This window comes from Nonomuraea sp. NPDC005501 (assembly GCF_040605905.1).
Taxonomy (GTDB): Bacteria; Actinomycetota; Actinomycetes; order Streptosporangiales; family Streptosporangiaceae; genus Nonomuraea.
In genome coordinates, this window is sequence record NZ_JBEXDT010000012.1 from 66,982 (window position 1) to 90,308 (window position 23,327).

The 23,327-nt window shown below is 72.7% G+C and carries 23 protein-coding genes and 1 tRNA gene; 15 read left to right on the forward strand and 9 right to left on the reverse strand.

Annotated elements, in window-relative coordinates; genetic code table 11:
- The first annotated feature begins 9 nt into the window (after positions 1–9).
- A complete protein-coding gene (locus ABZS51_RS09620; protein ID WP_355438149.1) occupies positions 10–759 on the forward strand; it encodes an SDR family oxidoreductase in 750 nt (249 codons plus the stop codon).
- Positions 760–770: 11 nt separating this feature from the next.
- Here the strand turns inward: ABZS51_RS09620 and ABZS51_RS09625 are convergent, their stop codons facing one another.
- Positions 771–1,520 carry an SDR family oxidoreductase gene (locus tag ABZS51_RS09625; RefSeq protein ID WP_355438151.1) on the reverse strand — a complete coding sequence of 250 codons (750 nt, stop codon included), beginning with the start codon at positions 1,518–1,520 and terminating at the stop codon, positions 771–773.
- A gap of 107 nt (positions 1,521–1,627) precedes the next feature.
- Between ABZS51_RS09625 and ABZS51_RS09630 the strand changes: the two genes are divergently transcribed.
- Positions 1,628–2,344 carry a helix-turn-helix transcriptional regulator gene (locus tag ABZS51_RS09630; protein ID WP_355438153.1) on the forward strand — a complete coding sequence of 239 codons (717 nt, stop codon included), beginning with the start codon at positions 1,628–1,630 and terminating at the stop codon, positions 2,342–2,344.
- A gap of 15 nt (positions 2,345–2,359) precedes the next feature.
- Entirely contained in the window at positions 2,360–3,910 is a 1,551-nt protein-coding gene (gene hutH, locus ABZS51_RS09635; protein ID WP_310712392.1) for a histidine ammonia-lyase, read from the forward strand.
- A 16-nt stretch (positions 3,911–3,926) separates the two neighbouring features.
- On the opposite strand, the gene ABZS51_RS09640 is transcribed toward hutH, so the two are convergent.
- Positions 3,927–5,132, reverse strand: a complete 1,206-nt coding sequence (locus tag ABZS51_RS09640; protein ID WP_355438155.1) for a Rid family hydrolase — start codon at positions 5,130–5,132, stop codon at positions 3,927–3,929.
- A 58-nt stretch (positions 5,133–5,190) separates the two neighbouring features.
- On the opposite strand from ABZS51_RS09640, the gene ABZS51_RS09645 reads away from it, so the two are divergent.
- From ABZS51_RS09645 to ABZS51_RS09655, 3 genes are read left to right on the forward strand one after another with little or no spacing between them, the layout of a single operon-like run.
- Entirely contained in the window at positions 5,191–6,168 is a 978-nt protein-coding gene (locus tag ABZS51_RS09645) for a LysR family transcriptional regulator (protein WP_355438157.1), read from the forward strand.
- Positions 6,144–7,148, forward strand: coding sequence for a chorismate-binding protein (locus tag ABZS51_RS09650; RefSeq protein ID WP_355438159.1), 1,005 nt, complete (start codon positions 6,144–6,146; stop codon positions 7,146–7,148). Before ABZS51_RS09645 ends, ABZS51_RS09650 begins: the two co-directional genes overlap by 25 nt.
- Positions 7,145–7,975 (forward strand): aminotransferase class IV, encoded by an 831-nt coding sequence (locus ABZS51_RS09655; RefSeq protein ID WP_310712388.1) that lies wholly within the window; start codon positions 7,145–7,147, stop codon positions 7,973–7,975. Before ABZS51_RS09650 ends, ABZS51_RS09655 begins: the two co-directional genes overlap by 4 nt.
- Before the next feature lie 124 nt (positions 7,976–8,099).
- Here ABZS51_RS09655 and ABZS51_RS09660 read toward each other — a convergent pair whose 3' ends face one another.
- The gene (locus tag ABZS51_RS09660; protein WP_355438161.1) at positions 8,100–8,711 is read right to left on the reverse strand and encodes a methyltransferase domain-containing protein; all 612 of its coding nucleotides are present in this window, start codon (positions 8,709–8,711) and stop codon (positions 8,100–8,102) included.
- A 42-nt stretch (positions 8,712–8,753) separates the two neighbouring features.
- Positions 8,754–9,980, reverse strand: a complete 1,227-nt coding sequence (locus ABZS51_RS09665) for a hypothetical protein (RefSeq protein WP_355438163.1) — start codon at positions 9,978–9,980, stop codon at positions 8,754–8,756.
- Between the two features lie 289 nt (positions 9,981–10,269).
- Between ABZS51_RS09665 and ABZS51_RS09670 the strand changes: the two genes are divergently transcribed.
- A complete protein-coding gene (locus ABZS51_RS09670) occupies positions 10,270–10,809 on the forward strand; it encodes a DUF305 domain-containing protein (RefSeq protein WP_355438165.1) in 540 nt (179 codons plus the stop codon).
- Positions 10,810–10,824: 15 nt separating this feature from the next.
- Here ABZS51_RS09670 and ABZS51_RS09675 read toward each other — a convergent pair whose 3' ends face one another.
- A complete protein-coding gene (locus ABZS51_RS09675; RefSeq protein WP_175594684.1) occupies positions 10,825–11,241 on the reverse strand; it encodes an SsgA family sporulation/cell division regulator in 417 nt (138 codons plus the stop codon).
- A gap of 441 nt (positions 11,242–11,682) precedes the next feature.
- Here ABZS51_RS09675 and ABZS51_RS09680 point away from each other — a divergent pair.
- Positions 11,683–11,754, forward strand: a tRNA-Val gene (locus ABZS51_RS09680).
- A gap of 157 nt (positions 11,755–11,911) precedes the next feature.
- On the opposite strand, the gene ABZS51_RS09685 is transcribed toward ABZS51_RS09680, so the two are convergent.
- The 3 genes from ABZS51_RS09685 to ABZS51_RS09695 all read right to left on the reverse strand — a co-directional run bounded on the left by ABZS51_RS09685 (position 11,912) and on the right by ABZS51_RS09695 (position 14,907).
- The gene (locus tag ABZS51_RS09685; protein WP_355438167.1) at positions 11,912–12,142 is read right to left on the reverse strand and encodes a heavy metal-associated domain-containing protein; all 231 of its coding nucleotides are present in this window, start codon (positions 12,140–12,142) and stop codon (positions 11,912–11,914) included.
- Between the two features lie 207 nt (positions 12,143–12,349).
- Positions 12,350–13,540, reverse strand: a complete 1,191-nt coding sequence (locus ABZS51_RS09690) for an LLM class flavin-dependent oxidoreductase (protein ID WP_355438169.1) — start codon at positions 13,538–13,540, stop codon at positions 12,350–12,352.
- Positions 13,537–14,907 carry an NtaA/DmoA family FMN-dependent monooxygenase gene (locus ABZS51_RS09695; RefSeq protein WP_355438171.1) on the reverse strand — a complete coding sequence of 457 codons (1,371 nt, stop codon included), beginning with the start codon at positions 14,905–14,907 and terminating at the stop codon, positions 13,537–13,539. The genes ABZS51_RS09690 and ABZS51_RS09695 overlap by 4 nt, the downstream gene beginning before the upstream one ends.
- A 132-nt stretch (positions 14,908–15,039) precedes the next feature.
- Here ABZS51_RS09695 and ABZS51_RS09700 point away from each other — a divergent pair, with 132 nt between their 5' ends.
- Positions 15,040–15,825 carry a GNAT family N-acetyltransferase gene (locus ABZS51_RS09700; protein ID WP_355438173.1) on the forward strand — a complete coding sequence of 262 codons (786 nt, stop codon included), beginning with the start codon at positions 15,040–15,042 and terminating at the stop codon, positions 15,823–15,825.
- A 23-nt stretch (positions 15,826–15,848) separates the two neighbouring features.
- Here ABZS51_RS09700 and ABZS51_RS09705 read toward each other — a convergent pair whose 3' ends face one another.
- Positions 15,849–16,310, reverse strand: a complete 462-nt coding sequence (locus ABZS51_RS09705; protein WP_355438175.1) for a cupin domain-containing protein — start codon at positions 16,308–16,310, stop codon at positions 15,849–15,851.
- Between the two features lie 142 nt (positions 16,311–16,452).
- Here ABZS51_RS09705 and ABZS51_RS09710 point away from each other — a divergent pair, with 142 nt between their 5' ends.
- The 6 genes from ABZS51_RS09710 (at position 16,453) to ABZS51_RS09735 (ending at position 23,271) form a co-directional block, all read left to right on the forward strand.
- Positions 16,453–17,712, forward strand: a complete 1,260-nt coding sequence (locus ABZS51_RS09710) for a hypothetical protein (RefSeq protein ID WP_355438177.1) — start codon at positions 16,453–16,455, stop codon at positions 17,710–17,712.
- 420 nt (positions 17,713–18,132) lie between these two features.
- Positions 18,133–19,698, forward strand: a complete 1,566-nt coding sequence (locus ABZS51_RS09715; RefSeq protein WP_310712377.1) for an alpha-L-arabinofuranosidase B — start codon at positions 18,133–18,135, stop codon at positions 19,696–19,698.
- Positions 19,699–19,876: 178 nt separating this feature from the next.
- On the forward strand, positions 19,877–20,818 hold the full coding sequence (bla, locus tag ABZS51_RS09720) for a class A beta-lactamase (protein WP_355438180.1): 942 nt from the start codon (positions 19,877–19,879) through the stop codon (positions 20,816–20,818).
- Positions 20,819–21,003: 185 nt separating this feature from the next.
- Complete coding sequence (locus ABZS51_RS09725) at positions 21,004–22,173, forward strand: cytochrome P450 (protein WP_355438182.1); 1,170 nt, start codon at positions 21,004–21,006, stop codon at positions 22,171–22,173.
- 19 nt (positions 22,174–22,192) lie between these two features.
- Complete coding sequence (locus tag ABZS51_RS09730) at positions 22,193–22,990, forward strand: HAD family hydrolase (protein ID WP_355438184.1); 798 nt, start codon at positions 22,193–22,195, stop codon at positions 22,988–22,990.
- Positions 22,987–23,271 carry a DUF4031 domain-containing protein gene (locus ABZS51_RS09735; protein ID WP_355438186.1) on the forward strand — a complete coding sequence of 95 codons (285 nt, stop codon included), beginning with the start codon at positions 22,987–22,989 and terminating at the stop codon, positions 23,269–23,271. Before ABZS51_RS09730 ends, ABZS51_RS09735 begins: the two co-directional genes overlap by 4 nt.
- The last annotated feature ends 56 nt before the right edge of the window (positions 23,272–23,327 follow it).

Sequence of the window (23,327 nt, forward strand, 5' to 3'; positions counted from 1 at the left end):
GAGACGATCATGGGACAGCTCGACGGCAGGACGGCCGTCGTCACCGGCGCCACCAGCGGGATCGGGCTGGCGGCGGCCCGGCGGTTCGCGGCCGAGGGCGCGCACGTGTTCGTCACCGGCCGCCGCCAGGAGGCGCTGGACGCCGCGGTGACCGAGATCGGCGGCGACGTCACCGGCGTCCGGGGCGACGTGGCCGACCTGGGCGACCTCGACCGGCTCTACGCCGCCGTCGCCGAGCGCGGCCGGGGCGTCGACGTGCTGTTCGCCAACGCCGGCGGCGGGGAGCTCCGGCCGCTGGAGCAGGTCACCGAGGAGCACTTCGACCAGACCTTCGGCAGCAACGTCAGGGGCACGCTGTTCACCGTCCAGAAGGCGCTGCCCCTGCTCAACGACGGCGCCTCGGTGATCCTGACCGGCTCCACCGCCGGTGCCAAGGGCGTGGAGGCGTTCGGCGTGTACAGCGCCTCCAAGGCGGCCATCCGCTCCTTCGCCCGCACCTGGGCCAACGAGCTCAGGGGCCGGGCGATCAGGGTCAACACCCTCAGCCCCGGCCCCATCGACACACCCGGCGTCACCGGCCTGGCGCCCGGCCCGGCCGAGGCCGACCGCCTCAGGAACGCCCTGGTGGACCTGGTGCCGCTCGGCCGGATGGGCACGCCCGAGGAGGCCGCCTCGGCCGCCCTGTTCCTGGCCTCCGACGAGAGCAGCTTCATCACGGGTGCCGAGCTGTACGTCGACGGCGGCATGAACCAGATCTGACCGTCACCGGCTCAGGTGTGGCCGCCGTTCACCGTCACGCGCTCGCCGGTGACGAACGAGGCCGCGTCCGAGGCGAGGAACGCCACCGTGGCGGCCACGTCCTCCGGCGTGCCCATCCGGCCCAGGGGCACGTCGTCCCGGTAGGCGGCGATGTCCTCGGGTCCGTGGTCGGCGTGCCGTTCGACGGGGATCCAGCCGGGCGCGACCAGGTTGACCGTGATGCCGTACGGGCCCAGCTCGCGGGCCCATGTCCGGGTGAGCCCGAACTGCGCCGCCTTCGCCGCCGTGTAGGCGGACATGCCGGGCAGGGCCCGGTCGACGATGTCGGAGCCGATCTGGATCACCCGGCCGCCGCCCGCCGCGCGCATGCCGGGCAGCGCCGCCCGTACGAGCAGGGTGGGGCTCTTGACGAAGAACCGGAGCTGGTCGAGGTGCGCCTCCCAGGTGAGGTCCTCGACGGGCACGGCGGGCTGGGGGCCGGTCGCGTTGAGCACCAGCGCCGTCACGGGCCCGAGCCGGTCGGCGACGCGCTCCACCAGGGCGGGGGCCTCCGTGTCGTCCGTGACGTCCGCCGCGAACGCCTCGGCGGCGCCGCCGTCCGCCCGGATCCGCTCCACGACCGCGCCCGCCTCGCCGGCGCTGGAGCGGTGGTTGACCGCCACGGCCCACCCGTCGGCGGCCAGCCGCCGCGCGATCACGCCGCCCAGCCCGCGGGACGCGCCGGTGACGAGGGCCACCCGGCCTCCGTTCGCTGCCGTCAAGGAGAACACCTCCGAACTCGCCGTACGATCTTCGAGCCTAGCCGCCGGGTCTCCGCGGCGGCATCTTTCGTCCGGCGGCGAAGCATCCCGGGGCTAGGGTCGGAGACATGGCAGCAATGGAGCACGTCGCGGCCGACGCCGACATCGCGCCCGTCGCGGCGCTCATCGCCGACCCGACCAGGGCCGCCATCCTCACGGCCCTGCTGGGAGGCCAGGCCCTGGCCGCCGGGGAGCTGGCGCGCATGTCGGGCGTGAGCGCCGCCACCGCGAGCGCGCACCTGTCCCGCCTGCTGGAGGGCGGGCTCGTCGACGTCGTACGGCAGGGCCGCCACCGCTACTACCGGCTGGCCGGGCACGAGATCGCCGAGGTGCTGGAGGTGCTGGCCAGGTTCGGCGGGCGGCCGCCCGTGCGGTCCCTGCGCCAGTCGCGCCAGGCCCGCATGCTGGAGGAGGCCCGCACCTGCTACGACCATCTGGCCGGCCGGGCCGGGGTCGGCCTGCTCGACGGCCTGCGGGCCGCCGGCTGCCTGACCGGGGGAGAGGTGACGCCCGAGGGCGAGCGCCTCCTGGGCCTCCTGGGCGTGGACGTCGAGGGAGCGCGCCGGACCAGGCGCCGCTTCGCCCCCGAATGCCTCGACTGGACCGAGCGGCGGGCCCACCTCGGCGGCTCCCTGGGCGCCGCCATCACCGCCGTGCTGTTCGAGCGCGGCTGGTACGCCCGGGGGCCGGTCCCCCGAGCGGTGAGCGTGACCGACGCGGGCAGGGAAGGGCTGACGGCGCTGTTCTCCGGTAAGGAGCTAACATCGCATACGCCAGTTACCTGAACGAGAGAGAACACCATGCGCGACAACGGAGTCGTGAACGTCGGCCCGGAGCCCCTGACCTTCGACGACGTCATCCGGGTGGCCCGCCACGGCGCCGCCGTCCAGCTCACCGACGACGCCGTCGCCGCGGTGTCGGCCGCGCGGCAGCGCGTGGACGAGCTGGCCGAGAGTCCCGTCCCCGCCTACGGCGTCTCCACCGGCTTCGGCGCGCTCGCCACCCGCCACATCGACCCGGCGCTGCGCGCCCAGCTCCAGCGCTCCCTGGTCCGCTCGCACGCGGCGGGCAGCGGTCCCGAGGTCGAGCCCGAGGTGGTGCGCGCGCTCATGCTGCTGCGCCTCCACACGCTGGCCACCGGCCACACCGGCATCAGGCCGACCACCGCGAAGGCGCTGGCCGGGCTGGTCAGCGCGGGCATCACGCCCGTCGTCCACGAGTACGGCAGCCTCGGCTGCTCCGGCGACCTGGCGCCCCTGGCGCACGTGGCGCTGGCCCTCATGGGCGAGGGCCCGGTCCGCGACGCCTCCGGCCGGCTCACCTCGGCGGCCGAGGCGCTCAAGCAGGCCGGCGTGGAGCCCGTCGAGCTGGCGGCCAAGGAGGGGCTGGCGCTGATCAACGGCACCGACGGCATGCTCGGCATGCTGATCCTGGCCATCGACGACCTCACCCGCCTGGTCAGGACCGCCGACGTCAGCGCCGCGATGAGCGTCGAGGCCCTGCTCGGCACCGACCGCGTCTTCGCCCCCGAGTTGCAGGCGCTGCGCCCGCACCCCGGCCAGGCGCGCGCCGCCGCCAACATGACCAGGATCCTGGCCGGCTCGGCCATCATGGAGAGCCACCGCGACCCCAACGCCTGCACCCGCGTCCAGGACGCCTACTCCCTGCGCTGCGCCCCCCAGGTCGCCGGCGCGGCCCGCGACACGATCGCCCACGCCGCCAACGTCGCCACCTGGGAGCTGGCCAGCGCCGTCGACAACCCGGCCGTGCTCGCCGACGGCCGCGTCGAGTCCAACGGCAACTTCCACGGCGCCCCCGTCGCGTACGTGCTGGACTTCCTGGCGATCGTCGCCGCCGACCTCGCCTCCATGTCCGAACGCCGCACGGACCGCTTCCTCGACGTCGCGCGCAACCACGGCCTGCCCGCGTTCCTGGCCGACGACCCCGGGGTCGACTCCGGCCACATGATCGCCCAGTACACGCAGGCCGCCATCGTCTCCGAGCTGAAGCGGCTGGCCGTGCCCGCCAGCGTCGACTCGATCCCCAGCTCGGCCATGCAGGAGGACCACGTCTCGATGGGCTGGTCGGCGGCGCGCAAGCTCCGCCGCTCCGTCGACGGTCTCACGCGCGTGCTCGCGGTCGAGGTGCTGACCGCCGCCCGCGCGCTCGACCTGCGCGCCCCGCTCCGTCCCGCGCCGGCCACGGCCGCCGTGGTCGAGGCGCTGCGCGAGACGGTCCCCGGCCCGGGGCCGGACCGGTTCCTGGCGCCGGAGATCGACGCGGCGGTCCGCCTGGTGGCGGACGGCTCGGTGATCGCCGCCGTGGAGTCGGTCACGGGCCCGCTCGACTGACCCCCGTGGCCCGGGGTCAGGGCAGGGCCACGACGACGTCGACCTCCAGCAGCAGCCCCGGCATGAACAGCCTCGGCACCTCCACGGTGGTGCTCGCCGGCGGCGTCCCGGTGAGGTACTTCCGCCGCACCGCGCCGTACTCGGCCCGTCGGTCCATGTCCGTCAGGTACGTCCTGATGAAGGTCACGTCGTCGAACGTCGCCCCCTGGTCGGCCAGGATGCGCTCCAGGCTCCGGAAGACGTGCTCGGACTGGGCGGTCATGTCGTCCTCGCCCACCACGCGGTGCCGCTCGTCGAGGGCGGCCTGCCCGGAGACGTAGAGGGTGTCGCCGGCCCGGACGGCGTGGGAGTACATGCCGTTCGTGGGCGGGACGGTCGGCGGGTTCAGCGGCACGGCCCGCCGCCCCTTCCGGCCGCCCGTGACGTGGCCGGCGATCGCGGTGAGGTCATGCCCGCCCAGGCCCGCGGCCTCCGCCTCCTGCAGCCGCACGCGGGCCGCCGTGGCCAGCGACGCCTCGGGCCACGCCGCCAGCGCCAGGTCCTTGGCCGCCAGCCCGAGCGCGTACCGGGTCTCCCGTGAGGGGACGCGCAGCCGCTCGGACACCGCGCCGAGCGGGGTGCCCGCGAGCACGTCCGCCAGCGCCTCACGCGGCACTCCGTGCGCCTCGCCGTACGCGAACGTCTCGGCGACCAGCACCTGGGCCGGGACGATCGCGCTCATGACGGCGACCTTCACGGCCGCGCCCGCGCCCAGGGGCCCGCACGCGCGCACGGTCCCGAACACCGACAGCACCTCCCGCAGCCCGGCGGCCACCGCCCCGTCCCCTGCCTGAGGGCCGTCCAGCCCGCCGGCGAGCACGGTCAGCGTCCCCTCCGTCGCCGGGCCGACACTGCCCAGCACGGGCGCGTCGACCAGCCCGGCGGACGCGGGCAGCAGCGCCCGCAGCTCCCGCACCGCCTCGGGGCCGATCGTGGACATCTCCACCACCGTCGCCCCGGGAGCCAGCCCCGGCAGCGCGGCGGTCAGCACCTCCCGGACCGCGGCCGGGTCGCGCAGCATCGTGACGACGAGCGCCGCTCCGCGCACCGCCTCGGCGGCCGTGACATCCGTCCCGCGCCGCCACACCGTCACCTGGTGGCCGGCGTCCACGAGCCGCCGCGCCATGGGGACGCCCATCCGGCCCTGTCCAAGAAAAGCGATCTTTCCCTCGAAAGCAGTCATGGGCCCCAGTGAACCGGGCGGCGAGAGATTCCACCACCGACTACATTGCATGGCAGCCATGACTGACACGAATGCCTTCGACACCGCCACCCTCCGGCTGTTCGACGAGGTGGCGCGCAACGGCTCGTTCACCGCGGCGGCCGAGCTGCTCGGCTACACCCAGTCCGCGGTCTCCCGCCGGATCGCCGCCCTGGAGCGCGCCGCCGGCGGCCCGCTGTTCGAGCGCCTGGCCCGGGGCGTACGGCTCACCCCGGCGGGGCATGCGCTGCACGCCCACGCCGGCGCCGTCCTCGACCGGCTCGAACGCGCGGGGGAGGAGCTGACCGCGATCCACGGGGGCAGCGGCGGCACGCTGCGCGTCGGCGCGTTCGCCACGGCCAACGTGGACCTCGTGCCGGGCACGCTCAGGCGGTTCGCCCGCGCCCGGCCGCGCGTCGAGCCGCGCGTGCTGGAGGGGCTGACCTCCCGGCTGGTCGAACGCCTCCAGGCGGGCGCGCTGGACATCGCGGTCATCAGCGACTACCCGGCCGGCCTGCCCGCCGGTCTCACCCTCCGCGAGTCACCACCGGAGCAGCCCGGGGGCGCGCGTGGGGATGACGCCGGTCCCGGGAGGGCCGTGCTGCTGCGCGAGGACCGGCTGCTCGTCGCGCTGCCGCGCGAGCACCGGCTGGCCGGCGAGGACGCCGTGGACCTGCGCGAGCTGGCGGGCGAGCCGTGGATCGAGGCCGCCCCCCGCGGCCAGCCGACGCTGCTGACCGCGGCCTGCGCCGCCGCCGGGTTCGCCCCGCGCGGCGGGCTGCGGGTGGCGGAGTGGACGGGGAAGTTCGGGTTCGTCGCGGCCGGGCTCGGCGTCACCCTCGTACCGGAGCTGGCGGCCCGTGGCGTGCCGCCCGCCGTCGTGCTGCGGCCCCTGCGCGGTCCCGCCCCCGTGCGCAGGGTGTACGCGGCCGTGCCGGCGACGCCGCTGCCGGCGGCGCTGGAGTTCCTCCGGCTGCTGGGACAATGGGAGCCGTGCACGACTCCTTCGCCCACGTAGGCGGTGTCCTCGCCACCGGCCTGCGCGACCTGACCACCGACCTCGCCGCCCTCGACGGCGACGGCTGGTGGGCGGTCGTCGCCGACTACGAGGGCAAGGCGACGTGCGCCCGCTTCGACCACGTCCGCCCCGCGCCGCTGCCCCCGCCCCGCCGCCCCTGGCACGGCCCGCCGCCCGGCCGGTGGCGCAGCTCGCTCGACCGGGCCGCCTACGAGCGCGGCGTCCAGGCCATCCGCGACCACATCGAGCGGGGCGAGGTCTACCAGGCCAACCTGTGCCGCGTCCTGACCGCACCGGTGCCGGACGAGGCCGACCCGCTCGCCCTGGCTGCCCTGCTGGCAGCGGGCAACCCGGCCCCGTACAGCGCGGTGATCGTCGTGCCGGGCACGACGGTCGTGTCCGCCTCGCCCGAGCTGTACCTGTCGCGCGAGGGCGACCTCGTCGAGTCCCGCCCCATCAAGGGCACCGGCGCCACCGCGGCCGACCTCCTCGACAAGGACCGCGCCGAGAACATCATGATCGTCGACCTGGTCCGCAACGACCTCGGCCGGGTCGCCGAGGTCGGCACCGTCGAGGTGCCGTCGCTGTGCGGCGTCGAGGAGCACCCCGGGCTCGTCCACCTCGTCTCGGCGGTACGCGCCCGGCTGCGGCCCGGGGCGGGCTGGGCCGAGCTGTTCGCGGCCACGTTCCCGCCGGGCTCGGTCACCGGGGCCCCCAAGTCGTCGGCGCTGCGGATCATCAATCGGCTCGAACCCGAACCCCGGGGGCCGTACTGTGGGGCGGTGGGCTGGGTCGACGCCTCCCGACGCAGGGCGGCGCTGGCCGTGGGCATCCGCACGTTCTGGATCGCCGCCGGCGAGATCCGGTTCGGCACGGGCGCGGGCATAACCTGGGAGAGCGATCCCCGGCGTGAGTGGCTCGAGACCGAGCTGAAGGCGTCCAGGCTCATCTCACTGGCATCCTCAGGAGGCACCGCATGAACATCCCTGTCTGGGTCAACGGGGAGCTGATCGACCCGCAGCGGGCGACCGTCTCGGTGTTCGACCACGGGCTCATGGTCGGCGACGGCGTGTTCGAGACCGTGAAGATCGTTCACGGCCGCGCGTTCGCCCTCACCCGGCACCTCGACCGGCTCAGGCTCTCGGCCCAGCGCATGGACCTGCCCGAGCCCGACGTCGAGGCCATCGCCGAGGGCATCGGCAAGTGCCTGGCCGCCGCCCCCGCGTGGGCGCTCGGCCGCATCCGCATCACCTACACCAGCGGCCCGGGCCCGCTCGGCTCCGACCGCGGCGACCAGGGCACCACCTCCGTGGTCATCGTGGACGAGCAGAAGCCGTTCCCCGTCACGGCCAACGTCACCGTCGTCCCCTGGCCGCGCAACGAGCGCGGCGCGCTGGCCGGCGTCAAGAGCACCTCCTACGGCGACAACGCCAAGGCCCTGGCCTACGCCAAGGCGCGCGGTGGCGGCGAGGCGATCTTCGGCAACCTCGCCGGCGACCTGTGCGAGGGCACCGGCTCCAACATCTTCATCGTCCGCGACGGTCGCCTGCTCACCCCCACCCTGCAGTCCGGGTGCCTGGCGGGCGTCACGCGGGCGCTGACGCTCCAGTGGTGCGGCGGCGAGGAGGCCGACGTGCCGCTGTCGGCCCTGTACGAGGCCGAGGAGGCGTTCCTGACCTCGACCACCCGCGACATCCAGCCGATCAGGCTCGTCGACGACACCGAGCTGCCGGTCGCGCCCGGCCCGATCACGGCCAAGGCCATGCGGGTCTTCGCCGAGCGCTCGGCCGGCGACCTCGACCCCTGACGCCCCGCACCCGGGCGGCACCGACCGGCCGCCCGGGCCTGCCACCGCGACACGGTCGACGGCATGCGCGACCATGCCGGTCCGGGCGCGATCACGCCTACGCTGACGCCTTCCCGGCAGGACGTCAGGGGTTGGTCGCCACGGTGAGGATCACCGCGCGGGAGCCGACGTGCGCCAGGCGCGACTCCGCCTGAACGAAGCCCGCCGTACGGGCGAACTCCGACGCCTCGCCGGCGGTCCCGGGGACGGGCACGTCCGAGGCGACCAGCGCGGCGAACGCGCCGCTGGGCCGGAACTGCCCGGCCACCGGCAGGGTGAACCCGGCCCGGCCGCCGGGGCGCAGCGCGCGGCGCCAGTCGGCCAATGCCGTCGAGCCGAGGAAGTGCAGCGAGGACGAGCAGAGGACCAGGTCGAGCGAGGCGTCGGGCACGGGCAGAGGGACAGCCTGCCCCACCCGCCAGTCGATCGCCGCGGCCAGGCCGGCCGCTTCGGCGCGCTCACGGCCGACGGCGATCATGCCGGGGGAGATGTCCACGGCCACGACGGGGACGGTGACACCCGCCCGGGCCAGTGCGAGCGCGACGGCGCCGTTGCCGCAGGCCACGTCGGCGATCCTGTCGCCCGCGGCCGGCCGGACCAGGTCGAGAAGCAGGCGGGCGATCTCGTCGTGGTGGTCGTTGTCGTAGCCGCCGGCCAGCTCGTCGAAGGCATTGGCCATCTGAGGGAGAATCGTCACGAGGCGATTATCGGGCACGGGCCGTCCGCGCCGCGGACGGCGTCAGTACGTCTTCTGCGTCTGCACGTTGAAGTCGTCCATCGTGACCTTCTTGGCGGGATCCGTCATCGGGTCGTCGACGGAGATGACGTCCAGACCCTCGCGGATGTCGCTGGAGTAGATGTAGCCGTTGTAGTAGTACGCCGACCACGAGCCCGCCACGGGATCGTCGCCGCTGTCCGGGAACGGTCCGCGCTCGAAGAAGCCGATCTCCCTGGGGGCGGACGAGTCGGTGAAGTCCCAGATCGACACGCCGCCCTGGTACCACGCCTGCACCATGACGTCCTTGCCCGGCACCGGCACCAGGGAGCCGTTGTGGGCGACGCAGTTCTCGTCCTTCTCCTGCTCGCGGGGGATCTTGAAGTAGCCGCGGCGCTCCATCCGGCCGTCGACGATGTCGTAGATCGCGTTCGCGCCCTTGGTCTGCGGGGTGTTCCTGTCGCAGGTGGGGGCGCTGCCGCCGCCGAGCTCGTCGCTGAAGACGACCTTGGTGGCGTCGTTGTTGAACGTGGCCGAGTGCCAGATCTGGAAGTTCGCCTCGTCGCGCACCTGCTGGAGCACCGTCGGGTTCACGGGGTCGGAGATGTCGAGCAGCACGCCGTCGCCGAAGCAGGCGGCGGCGGCGAGCTTCTTCTCGGGGAAGGCGGTGATGTCGTGGCAGCCGCCGCTGCCCTTCTGACGCTCCGGGAAGATGTTCGGCTTGGCGACGACCCTCGCGGAGCGGGGGTCCTTGACCGGGATCTCCACGACCTGGATGACCTGGTGCTCCGGCGTGCAGGTCGCCGAGTCCGCCTCACCGCCCGGGGAGGAGACGTAGACGTAGAGCGTCTCGCCCTGCGGCACCATGGTGTGCGTGTGCGACCCGCACTCGGTCGCCACGGACGAGACGTACGTGGGGCGGGCCTTGTCGCTGATGTCGAAGATGCGCAGACCCTCCCAGGCGCGCGTGTCCTCGTCGGAGCCGCAGCCCGCGTCGCTGCGGGGCTCGTCCACCGAGAGGATCAGCAGGTCGCCGTAGACGGAGACGTCGTTCTGCTGGGCCGGGCAGGCCACCTGGCTGACCGTCCTCGGCTTGGCCGGATCGCTGATGTCGTAGACGGAGAACCCGCCGAAGTTGCCGACGAACGCGTAGTCTCCCTGGAAGGCCAGGTCGGTGTTCCAGTCCATCTCGTTGTTCAGCGGCGCCGAACGCGGGACGTTGGCCACGAGCTTGACGTTGGGGCTGGTCATCACGGTGTCGTCACCCGACCCCTGTGAGGTGCCTCCCGAGCGCGGCGCGGACCCGCCGGGGTCCGATCCCGAACTGCACGCGGACACGAACAGGGCGACCGCGCACAACACCGCCCCCCGAGCCCTGGCAGAGAACACGCACGCACCCCTCGTCTTGTGTCCCAGTATGGAAGTTATGTCAGTACGATCCCGGTTCGTACCGCACCTTGTCGCAATTATGGCGGTACTGGCGGTAGCCGCGTGTGCCGAGCGACCGGAGGCACCCTCGGCCGTGGGCACGGGCGCCCCGGTGATCGTCCCGAACGAACCGGGGGCTCCGGCCCGTACGGCGACGCCGGGGGAGCGTGTCGGCCAGGCCGACCGGGAGCCGGGCGCGGCGGACGTCCGCTTCGCCGAGGGCATGATCCCGCACCATCGCCAGGCCCTGGAGATGACCGCCCTGGTGCCGGAGCGCACGGGGAACGTGACCGTGCGGGGCTTCGCCGCGCAGATCGCCGCGGCCCAGCAGCCCGAGATCAGCGTGATGACCCGCTGGCTCGCCGACCTCGGCCGCTCCGTCCCTGCCGGGCACGAGCACGGCCAGGTGGGCTACGGGATGGCGACGCTGGACGAGATGAACGCGCTGCGCGCCGCCCGCGACGCCGCCTTCGACCGGCTGTTCCTGCGCCTGATGATCAGGCACCACGAGGGCGCGCTGAGGATGGCGGGAGAGCAGCTCTCCGGCGGGCGCGACGTGGGCATGCGGCGCATGGCGCGAGACGTGTACGCGGGCCAGAGCATCGAGATCGCCCGCATGAGGAGGACGCTGCAGGCGCTACCCGGTCGCTAGGGGGGTCCTGGGGGTTCAGGAGGGCCAGAGCATGTTGGTCAGCTCGGCGTCGAGGTCCATGAAGTCGGTCTCGCGACCGGCCGGCACCTTCTCGTACGTGCGGTGCAGGAACTCGGTGAGGGGCGTCAGCGGCACCTCGAACAGTGCCTGGCCGAACGGGGAGGTGAGGCTGATGTGCAGGGTGCGCTCGCCGTCGGAGCGCGCCGGCCACACCTGCACGTCGCCGTCGCCGACGCGGCGCACGATGCCGACGGTCAGCAGCTCCCTGGCGAAGATCCACTCGACCGGTTCGTCGTTCCCCACGTGGAAGGCCATGCGGATGGCGTACGGGTCGTCGGCGGTGTAGCTGAGTCCGGCGAGCAGGGGGACGGTCGTTCGGTCGGGGACCACAAGCCGAAGGCCAAGCTCGGCGGAGACGGTGGTGCTGTTCATCGTCAGCCAAACCTTTTCGTCGTAGGTCCCCTCTTCGGGGCTTTCGCTGCTCTGACGGACTTCGTCCTGAGCTATGACGCGGAACGAAGAAACCTGTAGGAAAGATTCCGCTTCCAGGGCCTTCTGTAACGCACCTCACAGCTGGACATTCGGGCATCTATCTGGCCAAACGGCATCTGTTGGCTGGTATTTGCGAGGGCTTTGCGCGCCCTCCGGTCGGCTCCGGCGCAATCCTTCATGAACGTTTCCGGAGAAAAGATCACGATCGGCTCCTACCGGAACACGTCGATGGTATGCCACCGACCCGCTCCGCCGATGGGCAACCACCCCCTTTCCCTCGAATCTCCGTCCCAGTCCGCCTCCCGGCGCGCCGCCGCTTCGCCAGGTGGTCCTGGAGTGCGGTATGGTTTTCCCGTCGGCGCCGCAAGGGGCCGCCAGGGCGGGCGATTAGCTCAGCGGGAGAGCGCTTCGTTCACACCGAAGAGGTCACTGGTTCGATCCCAGTATCGCCCACCGGAATTCACCAGGTCGAAGGCCAGACCGCATGTCGCGGGTCTGGCCTTCTTCATGTCTGGACCCTGATTGGACCCTGCGACCAGCGCTCACCCACGCCCCGGCCGACGGCCCGCCCGGCCGTACCGGGCCATGGCCTGGCCTTCGCGCCGGCGCCCTACTCGACGACCACGCATCCCGCCGCCTCTATGGCGGCCCGGACCGACCGCTCGTCGACCGGCCCGTCCGTCAGGATGCTGACGCGCGAGGTGGCCGGTGTCACCTCCACTCCCACCACGCCGGGCACCCGGATGAGTTCGGTCCTGATGGCCACCAGGCAGTGGTCGCACGTTTCCGAGGACAAGCCGGTGAGCTGGTGGGCGACCAGGCTGTACGCCACAGTGATCATGGTGTTCTCCTCTGAGGACGCTTCGGGGCTACGTCCGCCCCTGCCTCCGATCGTGGGGCACCGGACCCGGCGCGGGGAGTCCGTGCGGGCGTCGCGAACACGCCATGGCGCGAACAGGAAGCCAGCATTGCGGAGTGCGGGCGGCCCGCCTCGGTTGGCTGGACTGAAGCGGGCGAAGGGCGGCGCCGGAAAGGGCGGGCCGGTCTGTCACAGGGCGGCCTTGGCGTAGCGGCTCGCCGGGCGGGGCAGGCCGAGTCGCCCGCGCAGGTCCGCCGTGTCGTACGCCGTCCGGAACGCGCCCCGGGCCTGGAGCTCGGGCACCAGGCCCCTGGTGATCGACGTCAGGTCGCGGGACAGCTCGCCCGGCCGGAGGCGGAATCCGTCCAGCCCGGCCTCCCGCCAGCTCAGCAGCAGATCGGCGAGCTCTTCCGGCGTGCCGGTGAAGACGTGCGCGTCCGAGACGAGCTCGTCTCCGTCGAAGTCGTCCAGCCGCGCCTTGCGGTCGGCCGCGCCGCCGGAGTCGAGGAAGGTCACCAGGTCCGCGAAGATCTTCAAGGGCGGTCCGGGGCGGCCGACGGCGGACTCCGCCGCCCGGACCCGCTCGACGACGGCCGTGGCGTCGTCCCGCTCGCGCGGCGTGACGTACACGACGTCGGAGGTCCGGGCCGCGAACTCGTACGGCAGCGTGTCGTGGGCCAGGGCGGTGACCAGCGGCTGCCCCTGGGGGGACCGCGGCGTGATCGAGGGCCCCTTCACGCTGAACCACTCGCCGCTGAAGTCGACGTAGTGCAGCTTGTCGCGGTCGATGAACCGGCCGGTCGCGACGTCGCGGATCTCCGCGTCGTCCTCCCAGCTGTCCCACAGCCGGCGGACCACCTCGACCGCGTCGGCCGCCTCGGCGAACAGGCGCTCCACGTGCCTGGTGAAAGCCGGATCGGGGTGGCCGGAGAGGTCGAGCGGCGGGAGGACGCGGCGGCCGAAATGGAGGGCATGGTCGGGGCGGCCCGAGACCTGGGGCCGCCACCCGCCCCTGCCGCGGGTGACGTGGTCGAGCGAGGCGATGCCGGTCGCGACGTGGAACGGCTCCGTATGGGTCGTGCTGGTGGTCGGCACGAGGCCGATCCGCGAGGTCAGCGGCGCGACGTTGGACGCGATCAGCACCGCGTCGAGGCGCCCGCGCACCTGGTCCAGGCGCTCGTCGGGCTCGTTGAGCCGGGTCGACTGGAGGCCGAGCGCGTCCTCGAAGGTGACGAAGTCGAGCAGGCCGCGCTCGGCCTCCGCGACGAGGTCGGCCCAGTAGCCGGCGGTGAACAGCCGGTACGGCTGCGCGCCCTCGGCCCGCCACGCGGCCGGGTGCCAGCCCGCCCCGTCGAGCGCGACGGCGAGATGCAGGGTCATGAGATCTCCTCGGTACGGGGGGCGAGAGGGCGGGGGGCGAGAGGGCGGGGGGCGAGGCCCAGGTGGTCGCGCAGGGTGGGCCCCGTGTAGTCGGCGCGGAAGACGCCCTTCTCCTGCAACAGTGGGACGACCTTGTCGACCAGGTCGTCCAGCCCGCCCGGGGTGAGGTGCGGCACGAAGATGAAGCCGTCGGCGGCGTCGGTCTGCACGAAGTGGTCGATCTCGTCGGCGACCGACCGCGGTGTGCCGATGAAGGTCTGCGGCACGCCGACCTCGATGACGAGCTCGCGGATCGACAGGTTCTTCTCCTCGGCGATGGCGCGCCACTTGGCCGCCACGGCGCCGCGGTCGCGGGGGAACTGCGCGTCGCCCTTGGACACGCCCTCGTCCAGGTTCGGTTCGAGGTCGGGCAGGGGGCCGTCCGGGTCGTATCCCGTCAGGTCGCGGCCCCACACGCCTTCCAGGAAGTAGAGCGCGGTCTGCGGGCTGACCTGCGCGCGGCGGATCTCGGCGGCCCGTTCCGCGGCTTCGGCATCGGTGTCGCCGAGCACGTACGTGACAGCGGGAAGGATCTTCAGGTCGTCGTGCCGCCGGCCGTACGCGGCGAGCCTGCGTTTGACGTCACGGTAGAAGGTGCGGCCCTCCTCCAGCCTGCTGTGCCGGCTGAAGATCACATCCGCCGAGGACGCGGCGAACTCGCGGCCGTCCTCGGAGTCCCCGGCCTGGATGATCACCGGGTGGCCCTGCGGGCCCCGCGGCACGTTGAACAGGCCGGAGATGTCGAAGTGCCGGTCCCGGTGCCGGAAGGGGGTGACGCCGCCCGGCCGGAGGAACCGCCCCGACTCCGGGTCCGCGACCACCGCGTCGGGAGCCCAGGAGTCCCACAGCTCCCTCGCGGTCCGCAGGAACTCCTCCGCCCGGGTGTACCGGTCGGACTCGTGGAGGAAGCCGCCCCGGCGGAAGTTCTCGCCGGTGAAGGCGTCGAAGCTGGTCACCACGTTCCACGCGGCCCGGCCGCCGCTCAGGTGGTCGAGTGTGGCAAGCCTTCTGGCCACCTCGTACGGCTCGTTGAAGGTCGAGTTGACCGTCGCGGCGAGGCCCAGGTGGGTGGTGACGGAGGCCAGGGCGGAAAGGACGGTGAGCGATTCGGGGCGGCCCACGACGTCCAGGTCGTGGATGCGTCCCTTCGCCTCGCGCAGCCGCAGTCCTTCCGCCAGGAAGAAGAAGTCGAACTTGCCCCGTTCGGCCGTCTGGGCCAGGTGGCGGAACGAGTCGAAGTCGAGTTGACTGCCCGATCCGGGGTCGGACCAGACAGTCGTGTTGTTCACGCCGGGGAAGTGCGCGGCGAGATGGATCTGCTTGGTCATCGGGGCTCCTGACGGGGTAATAACCTATAAACATAGTAGGAAATAAGGGATATATCGTCAATGAGGTCCGTGATCCCCGTCGTCCAGGAAGTCCAGAAAGTCCAGGAAGTCCAGGAAGGGAGTGGTGCAGGGGTGAAGAGTCCGATCCGGGAGGAAGCCGACGACCGGCAGGGTCCGCGGGGACGCCCCGAACGTCACCCGCTGGACAACCCCGTCTGGTGGTCCCTGGCCGGCCCCCACGCGCACCTCGCCGGACGACGCGGTGCCGCGCTGCGATACCCGGCCGACGTCTCCCCGTTCGCCGCGCTGCCGGACGAGCCGGGCCCCGCCGACTGGGCCGACCTGGCCGCGCTCGCCGGCCCGGGCGCCGTCGTCACGCTCACCGGTCCGGCGATCGCGCCGCCGGACGGGTGGGAGGTCGTGATGTCGCTGGAAGGAGTCCAGATGGTCGGCGACGACGTCGCGGCGGCGTACGACGGCGAGACCGTCCGGCTGGGGACGAAGGACGTGCCCGAGATGCTGGACCTGGTCCAGCGCACGCAGCCGGGCCCCCTGCTCGACCGCACCGTCGAGATGGGCACCTACCTCGGCATCCGCCGCGACACGGGCGCAGGCCACGCGGACGGCTCCCCCGCACTCGTGGCGATGGCGGGGGAGCGGCTACACCCCCAGGGCTGGACGGAGATCAGCGCGGTGTGCACCGACGCCGCCTTCCGCGGCCAGGGGCTGGCGAGCCGGCTGGTGCCGGCCGTGGCGGCCGGGATCCGGGACCGAGGGGAGATCCCGTTCCTGCACGCGGTGGCCGGCAACGTCAACGCGATCCGTCTGTACGAGTCGATCGGGTTCCGGCTCCGCCGCCGGGTGGTCTTCGCCGCGCTACGGGTGCCCGCCGGTGCGGAGGTCTCCGGAGCGGGCTGAGACCACCCGGCCGCGGCCGGTCGTCACTCCGCCGGCCGGACCGGGCCGCTCCACCCGAGGTCCGGCAGGTTGACCACGATCGCCTCCTGCGAGCTCCGGGCGATCACGACGACCGCCTCCAGGTCGGGGTCCGGGTTCTCCTCACGGTGGGGGACGAACGGCGGCACGAAGATGTAGTCGCCCGGCTTCGCGTCGATCCGCACCTCGTGCGGCTCCTCGGCGTCCAGGTCGAGGAACACGAACGACGGGGTGCCGCTGACCACGTAGATCGCGGTCTCCGAATCGCCGTGGTGATGGTTGAGGGACGCGGTCGCGGGCGCCACGTGGGTCTGGCCCATCCACAGCCGCCTCGACCCGACGGTGGCGCCGCTGATGGCGGCGCGCCTGCGCATGCCGCCGGTCTGCGCGGTCTCCGAGGTCAGGCCCGCGGGCGCCACGTGGTGCAGCCTGCGGTGGAACGGGTCTTCGGGAAGAACGACGCTCAACTCTCTCCTCCTGGCGGTCACGAGCGGGCGCCTGGCGGCTCCCGCGCCGGTCAGGCCAGTCTCGCTCCTCGGGCGGCGACAGCACGGGACGCCGCGTGCATAATGTGATCTCTCGCTACGTCTCCCCGGGTGAGGATCGCACGTGAGGCGAACGACTGCCGCGCTGGCCGTACTGGCGCTGGGGGCGAGCGCCTGCTCCGGCTCGCGCCCGGCCGGAGAACCCCGTGCGAGCTCTCCGGCGCCGGCGGCCACGTCCGCGCCGGCCGGCAGGGTCGCCGAGCCCGCCGCCGTCACGCCCGGCTCCTGCCCCGGGACGCCCCGGGCGGCCGACCAGCTGCGGCCGGTCGAGCTTCGCGGCTCCGGGTGGCGGCTGGTCTCGCTCGACGACTCGCCCGGCCACCTCGCCGACGGCAGCGTCACCTCCGACGGCGCCCTCTGGGCACTCCACGGCACGCCCGGCGCCATGGGCGACCACGTGGCGGCCCGCCGCTGGGACGGCCGGGCGTGGACCCGGCTGCCGCAGGTTCCGGGCGCCCGTGGCGCGGACCAGGCGCTGTCGGCCGTCTCCCGCGACGCGGCCTGGATCGTGACCCGGGCGCCGGGCAAGGAGGACGGCGCCCACGGCCCCAGGACGCTGTGGGCCTGGAACGGCGCGGCGTGGCGGACGGCGCCGCTCGACCTGCGCCCGGCCTCGGACGACGTGCGGACCTCGGCCCGCGGGCCGTGGGTGGTGGCCGGGGATCGGTCGATGCGGTGGAACGGCACCCGGTGGCAGCCGGCCCCGCTGCCCGCGCCCGCCCGCTCGCTGGGCGGCACCGACGACGAGCCCTGGGTGGTGGGCGAGCTGCCCCCCGACGACACGGACAGCGACAAGTCGCGCGTCGCCCGGTGGACCGGGAGCGCCTGGCAGGACGTGCCGCTGCCGGAGCTGAGGCTGCCACCGGACGCCGAGCCGCAGCACGGGGACGACGGCGAGCGCTTCCCGCGGGTGGCGGTGCGGACCGGTTCCGCCGAGTTCTGGGTGCTCGGGAGCTTCCGGTGGCTGGAGCATGACCGCGAGGACCTGGAGGACGTCTTCCCGGCCCGGCCCGTGGCGATGCGCAACGTCTCCGGCGTGTGGACGTGCCTGTGGGGACCGACGGGAGAGCCGGGTTTCAGCGACGCGGTGCCCGACGGAAGCGGTGGCCTGTGGGCCGTCACGGACTGGGACGACGGTCCGCGCAGCGTCCTGTGGCATCTGGCGGGCGGGCGGTGGACGCGAAAGTCCCTTCCCGTGCGGGACGGCGGCCAGGCGCGGGTGTACGACCTGGCGGCGCGCGACGGCACCGTCTACGCGCTCGGCGCGGTCGTCCGGGACCCCCTGCGGGAGGGGCGGGCGGCGCTGTGGCGGCTCGGCCGCTGAGCGGGACGACAGTCGTCACTGTCACGATCATCGCAACGACTCCGGAGGCCCACGTCTGGGACCGTCCCCCGATCACCCGGACCGTCCTCGAAGGGGATCTGGCCCCGTCGCGTAGTCGTCCGTGGCGGGGCCGTGCGGCACCCGTGTTCCGTCATGCGCCCGAAACCTTGACGCACCATTGGCTTCGGTTCATAGTGAGCCCGTCAACCCCATGAGAATTTCCCCCGGAGGTCATATAGCACCTACGAATGTTAGCGCTAACAACGCAAATCCCCTTTCCGTTCCGGTCGCGACACCGCAGGTCAGAGGGCATATCGCCGCGCGTGCAGAGGTGCGGTGGCGGGTTCGATCCTTTTGATCGACGACCCATGCCTGAAATCTCCGGCCCTCGCGGCGGGTCCCCCCTGAAAGGCAGATTCCATGATGATTGTCAGGTCCGGATTCCGGCGTCTCGCCAAGGCACTGCTGTCCGCGGGCGCGGTCGTCGCGCTCGCCGCCGGCCTGCTGACCGGCCTCCCCACGTCTTCACAGGCCGCGACGTCGCCGCCGTGTGACCTCTACGCCTCGGGCGGCACGCCGTGCGTGGCGGCGCACAGCACGACCCGGGCCCTGTACGCCTCCTACAACGGCTCGCTGTACCAGGTGCGCCGTGCCTCGGACAACGCCACCCGGAACATCGGCGTCCTGAGCGCGGGCGGATACGCCGACGCCGCCGCGCAGGACTCCTTCTGCGCCGGCACGACCTGCCTCATCACCGTCATCTACGACCAGTCCGGCCGCGGAAACCACCTCACCCAGGCGCCCCCCGGCGGGTTCCAGGGCCCGGCTCCGGGCGGGTACGACAACCTGGCGAACGCGACCGCCGCGCCGATCGTGATCAACGGCCACAAGGCCTACGGCGTCTACGTGGCTCCCGGCACCGGCTACCGCAACAACAACACCAACGGCGTCGCGAAGGGGGACCAGCCGGAGGGGATGTACGCGGTCTTCGACGGCACCCACTACAACGGCGGCTGCTGCTTCGACTACGGCAACGCCGAGACCAACAGCCGTGACAACGGCAACGGCACCATGGAGGCCATCTACTTCGGCAACATCAAGGTCTGGGGCTACGGCACGGGCAACGGTCCCTGGGTCATGGCCGACCTCGAGAACGGCCTGTTCTCCGGGGTGAACGCGGGCTACAACGCGAACGACCCGAGCGTGAACCACCGGTTCCTGACCGCCATCATCAAGGGCGAGCCGAACCACTGGGCGATCCGGGCGGGCAACGCGCAGTCGGGCAGCCTGTCCACCTTCTACAACGGGAAGCGCCCCAACGTCGCGGGCTACAACCCGATGAAGAAGGAAGGGGCCATCATCCTCGGCATCGGCGGCGACAACAGCCACGGCTCCGCCGGCACCTTCTACGAGGGCGTGATGACGTCCGGCTATCCGTCGGACGCCACGGAGAACTCCGTGCAGGCGAGCATCGTGGCCGCCGGATACGCGACGTCCGCCGGCGGCCAGAACGGCACGCTGACGCCCGGCTCCTCGATCTCGCTGCGCGCGACGACGTCCTGCTGCGCCGACCGCTCCATCCGTCACCAGAACGACCAGGCCGTCACGTCGGTGATCACCTCGTCCAGCCCGGCTCTGGACAGGAACGACGCCACATGGATCGTGCGCAGCGGCCTGGCCAACAGCTCCTGCGTGTCGTTCGAGTCGAAGAACTACCCCGGCGACTACCTGCGGCACCAGAACTACCAGCTGTACCGGCAGCACAACGACGACAGCTCGCTGTTCGCCGCCGACGCCACCTTCTGCCCGCAGTCCGGCAAGAGCGGCCAGGGCACCTCGTTCGCCTCCGCCAACTTCCCGGACCGGTTCCTCCGCCACTACAACAACACCGTCTACATCGCCGCCAACGGCGGCTCGAACGCCTTCGACAGCGCCACGTCGTGGGCCGCCGACGTGAGCTGGCTCGTCGGCCAGCCCTGGGCATAGACACCGCCGAGCGGAGCCGCCCCTGGTCCACGGGGGCGGTTCCCCGGAACTCCTGACATGCGGGCATACCAGTATCGATATGACCCTCAGCCCGATATCGATATTGGACATCAGGTGATCGCCTCTGATTTGCTCCTGCGTCTGACCGACCCATGACGCACCGCCGTGAGGACCCCACATGCGACACCTGCACGCGCTCGGCACCACCACCCTGACACTCTCCCTTCTCACCGTCCCGGCCGCCGCCGCCCCGGCAGCCGCGGCCTCCACCACGGCCGGGGCGCAGCCGGTGACCACCAAGCCGGTGACCACGGGGACCGGCGTCGGCAAGGAGCTGCGGGCCCTGGAGAAGTCCTTCCAGGGGCGCATCGGCGCCTACGCCATCGACACCGCCACCGGCAGGACCGTCGCCTACCGGTCGGGCGAGCGGTTCCCGCTGCTGTCCACCTTCAAGGCGATGGGCTGCGCGGCCGCGCTGCACAAGGCGCGCACCTCCGAGCCCGGCCTGATGGACAAGGTCGTCACGTGGACCGCCGCCGACCTCAAGCCCAACTCGCCGACCACCGAGAAGCACGTCAAGGACGGCCTGACCGTCGCCCGGTTGTGCGAGGCGGCCATCACCCTGAGCGACAACACCGCCGGCAACATGGTGCTCAAGCAGATCGGCGGCCCCGCCGGGCTGACCCGCTACTTCCGCACGCTGAAGGACCCGGTCTCCCGGCTCGACCGCTGGGAGACCGAGCTCAACGACTGGAGCCCGAAGGAGCGGCGTGACACCACGACGCCCGCCTCCGTCGCCCGTGACCTGCGCGCGGTCACGGCCGGGAACGCGCTCCACGTCAGGGACCGGCAGCGGCTCATCGGCTGGCTGACCGCCAACAAGACCGGTGACGCCCGCATCCGGGCGGGCCTGCCGAAGACCTGGAAGATCGGCGACAAGACGGGCACGAACTCCCAGTACGGCGCCGGCAACGACATCGCGATCGTCTGGCCCGAGAAGTCCGCCGCCCCGATCATCCTGGCCGTCTACACCAACCGCGAGGCCGCCGACGCGGCGGTGAACGACAAGGTCGTCGCCGACACCGCCACCGTCCTCGTCCGGGCCCTCGGCAAGCTCTGACCCCACCCGGCATCGGACCGATCCTGGCGGCACCCTCGACGGGACACCGGGGCGGCCGCTCAAGACCGTCATCGCATCGCCGGAGCCGGTGGCGCAGAATGGAGCAGGCCGCCTCGACCCGGACCTCGGGGACGGGGCGCGGCCGACCCCCTCCAGATGCGAACGCCCCGTACAGGACGGATTCGATGTCAGATTCAGAGTTCCCCCTCGTCCAGTTCATGAGGGAGGGTTTCGATCCGGTAGCGGAGCTTGCCCGCATCCGTACCGAGCATCCGATCTTCCCCATGGAGATCCCGGGCGGCCAGACCGTGTACCTGGTCACCCGCTATCACGACGTACGGTCCGTGCTGGGGGACCACGAGCGGTTCAGCAACGACTTCGGCAACGTGATCGGGCTCGGCTCCAACCAGGAGGACCCGGGCGGCCTCGGCTTCCGCGACCCGCCCGAGCACACGCGGCTGCGCCGCTATCTCACGCCGGAGTTCACGATGCGCCGCCTGCGCCGGCTGGAGCCGCGCATCGAGGCCATGGTCGAGGAGTACCTCGACAAGATGGAGGCCGCGGGCTCCCCGGCCGACCTGGTCGAGTCGTTCGCGCTGCCCATCCCGTCGCTGGTGGTGTGCGAGCTGCTCGGCGTGCCGTACGAGGAGCGCGCCGACTTCCTGCGGATCAGCACCAACCGCTTCGACCTCACCGCCGGCCCCGAGGCGTCCCTGCAGGCCGTCAACGACGCGATGACGTACCTCACCGACCTGGTCGCCCGCGAGCGGCTCGATCCCGGCGACGGCCTGCTCGGCCGGCTGCTGCGCGACCACGGCGACGAGCTCGACGACCGCACGCTCGCCAGCATGGCCGACGGCCTGCTCACCGGCGGCCACGACACCAGCACCAGCATGCTGTCGCTCGGCACCCTCTGGCTGCTGGAGAACCCCGAGCAGGCCGCCAAGGTGCGCGAGGTGGACGGCCACGTCAACGAGGTGGTCGAGGAGCTGCTGCGCTACATGACGGTCGTGCAGGTCGCCTTCCCGCGCTTCGCCCGCGAGGACCTGGAGCTGTCCGGCCACACGGTCAAGAAGGGGGAGATGGTCCTCTGCTCCCTGACCGCCGCCAACCGCGACCCGAGCCTCGGCGACGACATGGACGAGGTCAAGCCGTACCGCGACACGGCCGGCTCCCACCTGGCCTTCGGCCACGGCATCCACCGCTGCATCGGCGCGCCGCTCGCCCAGATGGAGATGCGCATCGCGTTCCCCGCGCTGCTGCGCCGCTTCCCCGGCCTGCACGTGGCCGGCGAGGTGCCGTTCAGGGCGCTGTCCATCGTCCACGGCGTGGAGAAGCTACCCGTCGCCTGGTAATCGGGTTACGTTCACAAGTGTGAACGAGCCCGCCATCGACCTGACCGCGGTGCACGCCGTCGTGTTCGACACGGACGGCGTGGTCACCGACACCGCGCAGAGCCACGCGGCCGCCTGGAAACACGTCTTCGACGCCTTCCTGCGCGGCCGCTCGGCCCCGTTCGACATCAGGGACGACTACCTGCGCCACGTCGACGGCCGGCCCCGGCTCGACGGCATCCGCACGTTCCTCGCCTCGCGCGGCCTGGAGGTGGAGGAGGGCTCGCCCGACGACGAGCCGGGCGAGCCGACCATCCACGGGCTCGGCCGGGCCAAGGACCGGCTGTTCGTCGCGCAGGTGGACAAGTACGGCGTCGCCGCCTTCCCCTCCACGGTGGCGCTGCTGCACGAACTGCGCCACAGGGGCGCGCGCACCGCGGCCGTCTCGGCCGGCCTGCACGGCCGCAAGCTGATCACCTCGGCGGCCGTCACCCACCTGTTCGACGTGCTCGTCGACGGCCACGACGCCGCCCTGATGAACCTGCCCGGCCCGCCCGACCCGGCCCTGTTCCTGGAGGCCGCCCGCCGGCTGGCCGTGCCTCCGGCGCGCACCGCCGTGGCCGAGGCGGCGCTGCCGGGCGTGGAGGCGGCCCGCAAGGCCGGATTCGGCCTGGTCGTCGCGGTCGGCCGCCCCGACGCGCAGGGGGCCGCCGAGCACACGGACCCGGAACGCGCGGCGGCGTACGGCGTGGAGCTGCGCGAGCACGGCGCCGACGTGGTCGTGGCCGACCTCGGCGAGCTCACGGTAAGCGGCAGGGTCCTACCCTTGACCACGTGACCGTGCTCATCGACCCCCCGAACTGGCCCGGCCCGCGCGGCCTCATGTGGTCGCACCTCGTCAGCGACCACTCCCTGGAGGAGCTGCACGCCTTCGCCGCGCTGCTCGGGGTGCCGGGGCGCGCCTTCGACCGCGACCACTACGACGTGCCGGAGACGGTCCACCGGCGGGCCGTCGAGCTGGGCGCCCAGGCGGTCAGCTCGCGGGAGCTGCTGCGCCGCCTCATCGCCGCCGGCCTGCGCCGCCGCAAGCGCCACACACCGGGCGCCCCGGTGAGCTGAGGCGCTCGCCACCCGCCAGGATGAAGCGCCCCGCCCGTATGAACGGCGGGTTCTGG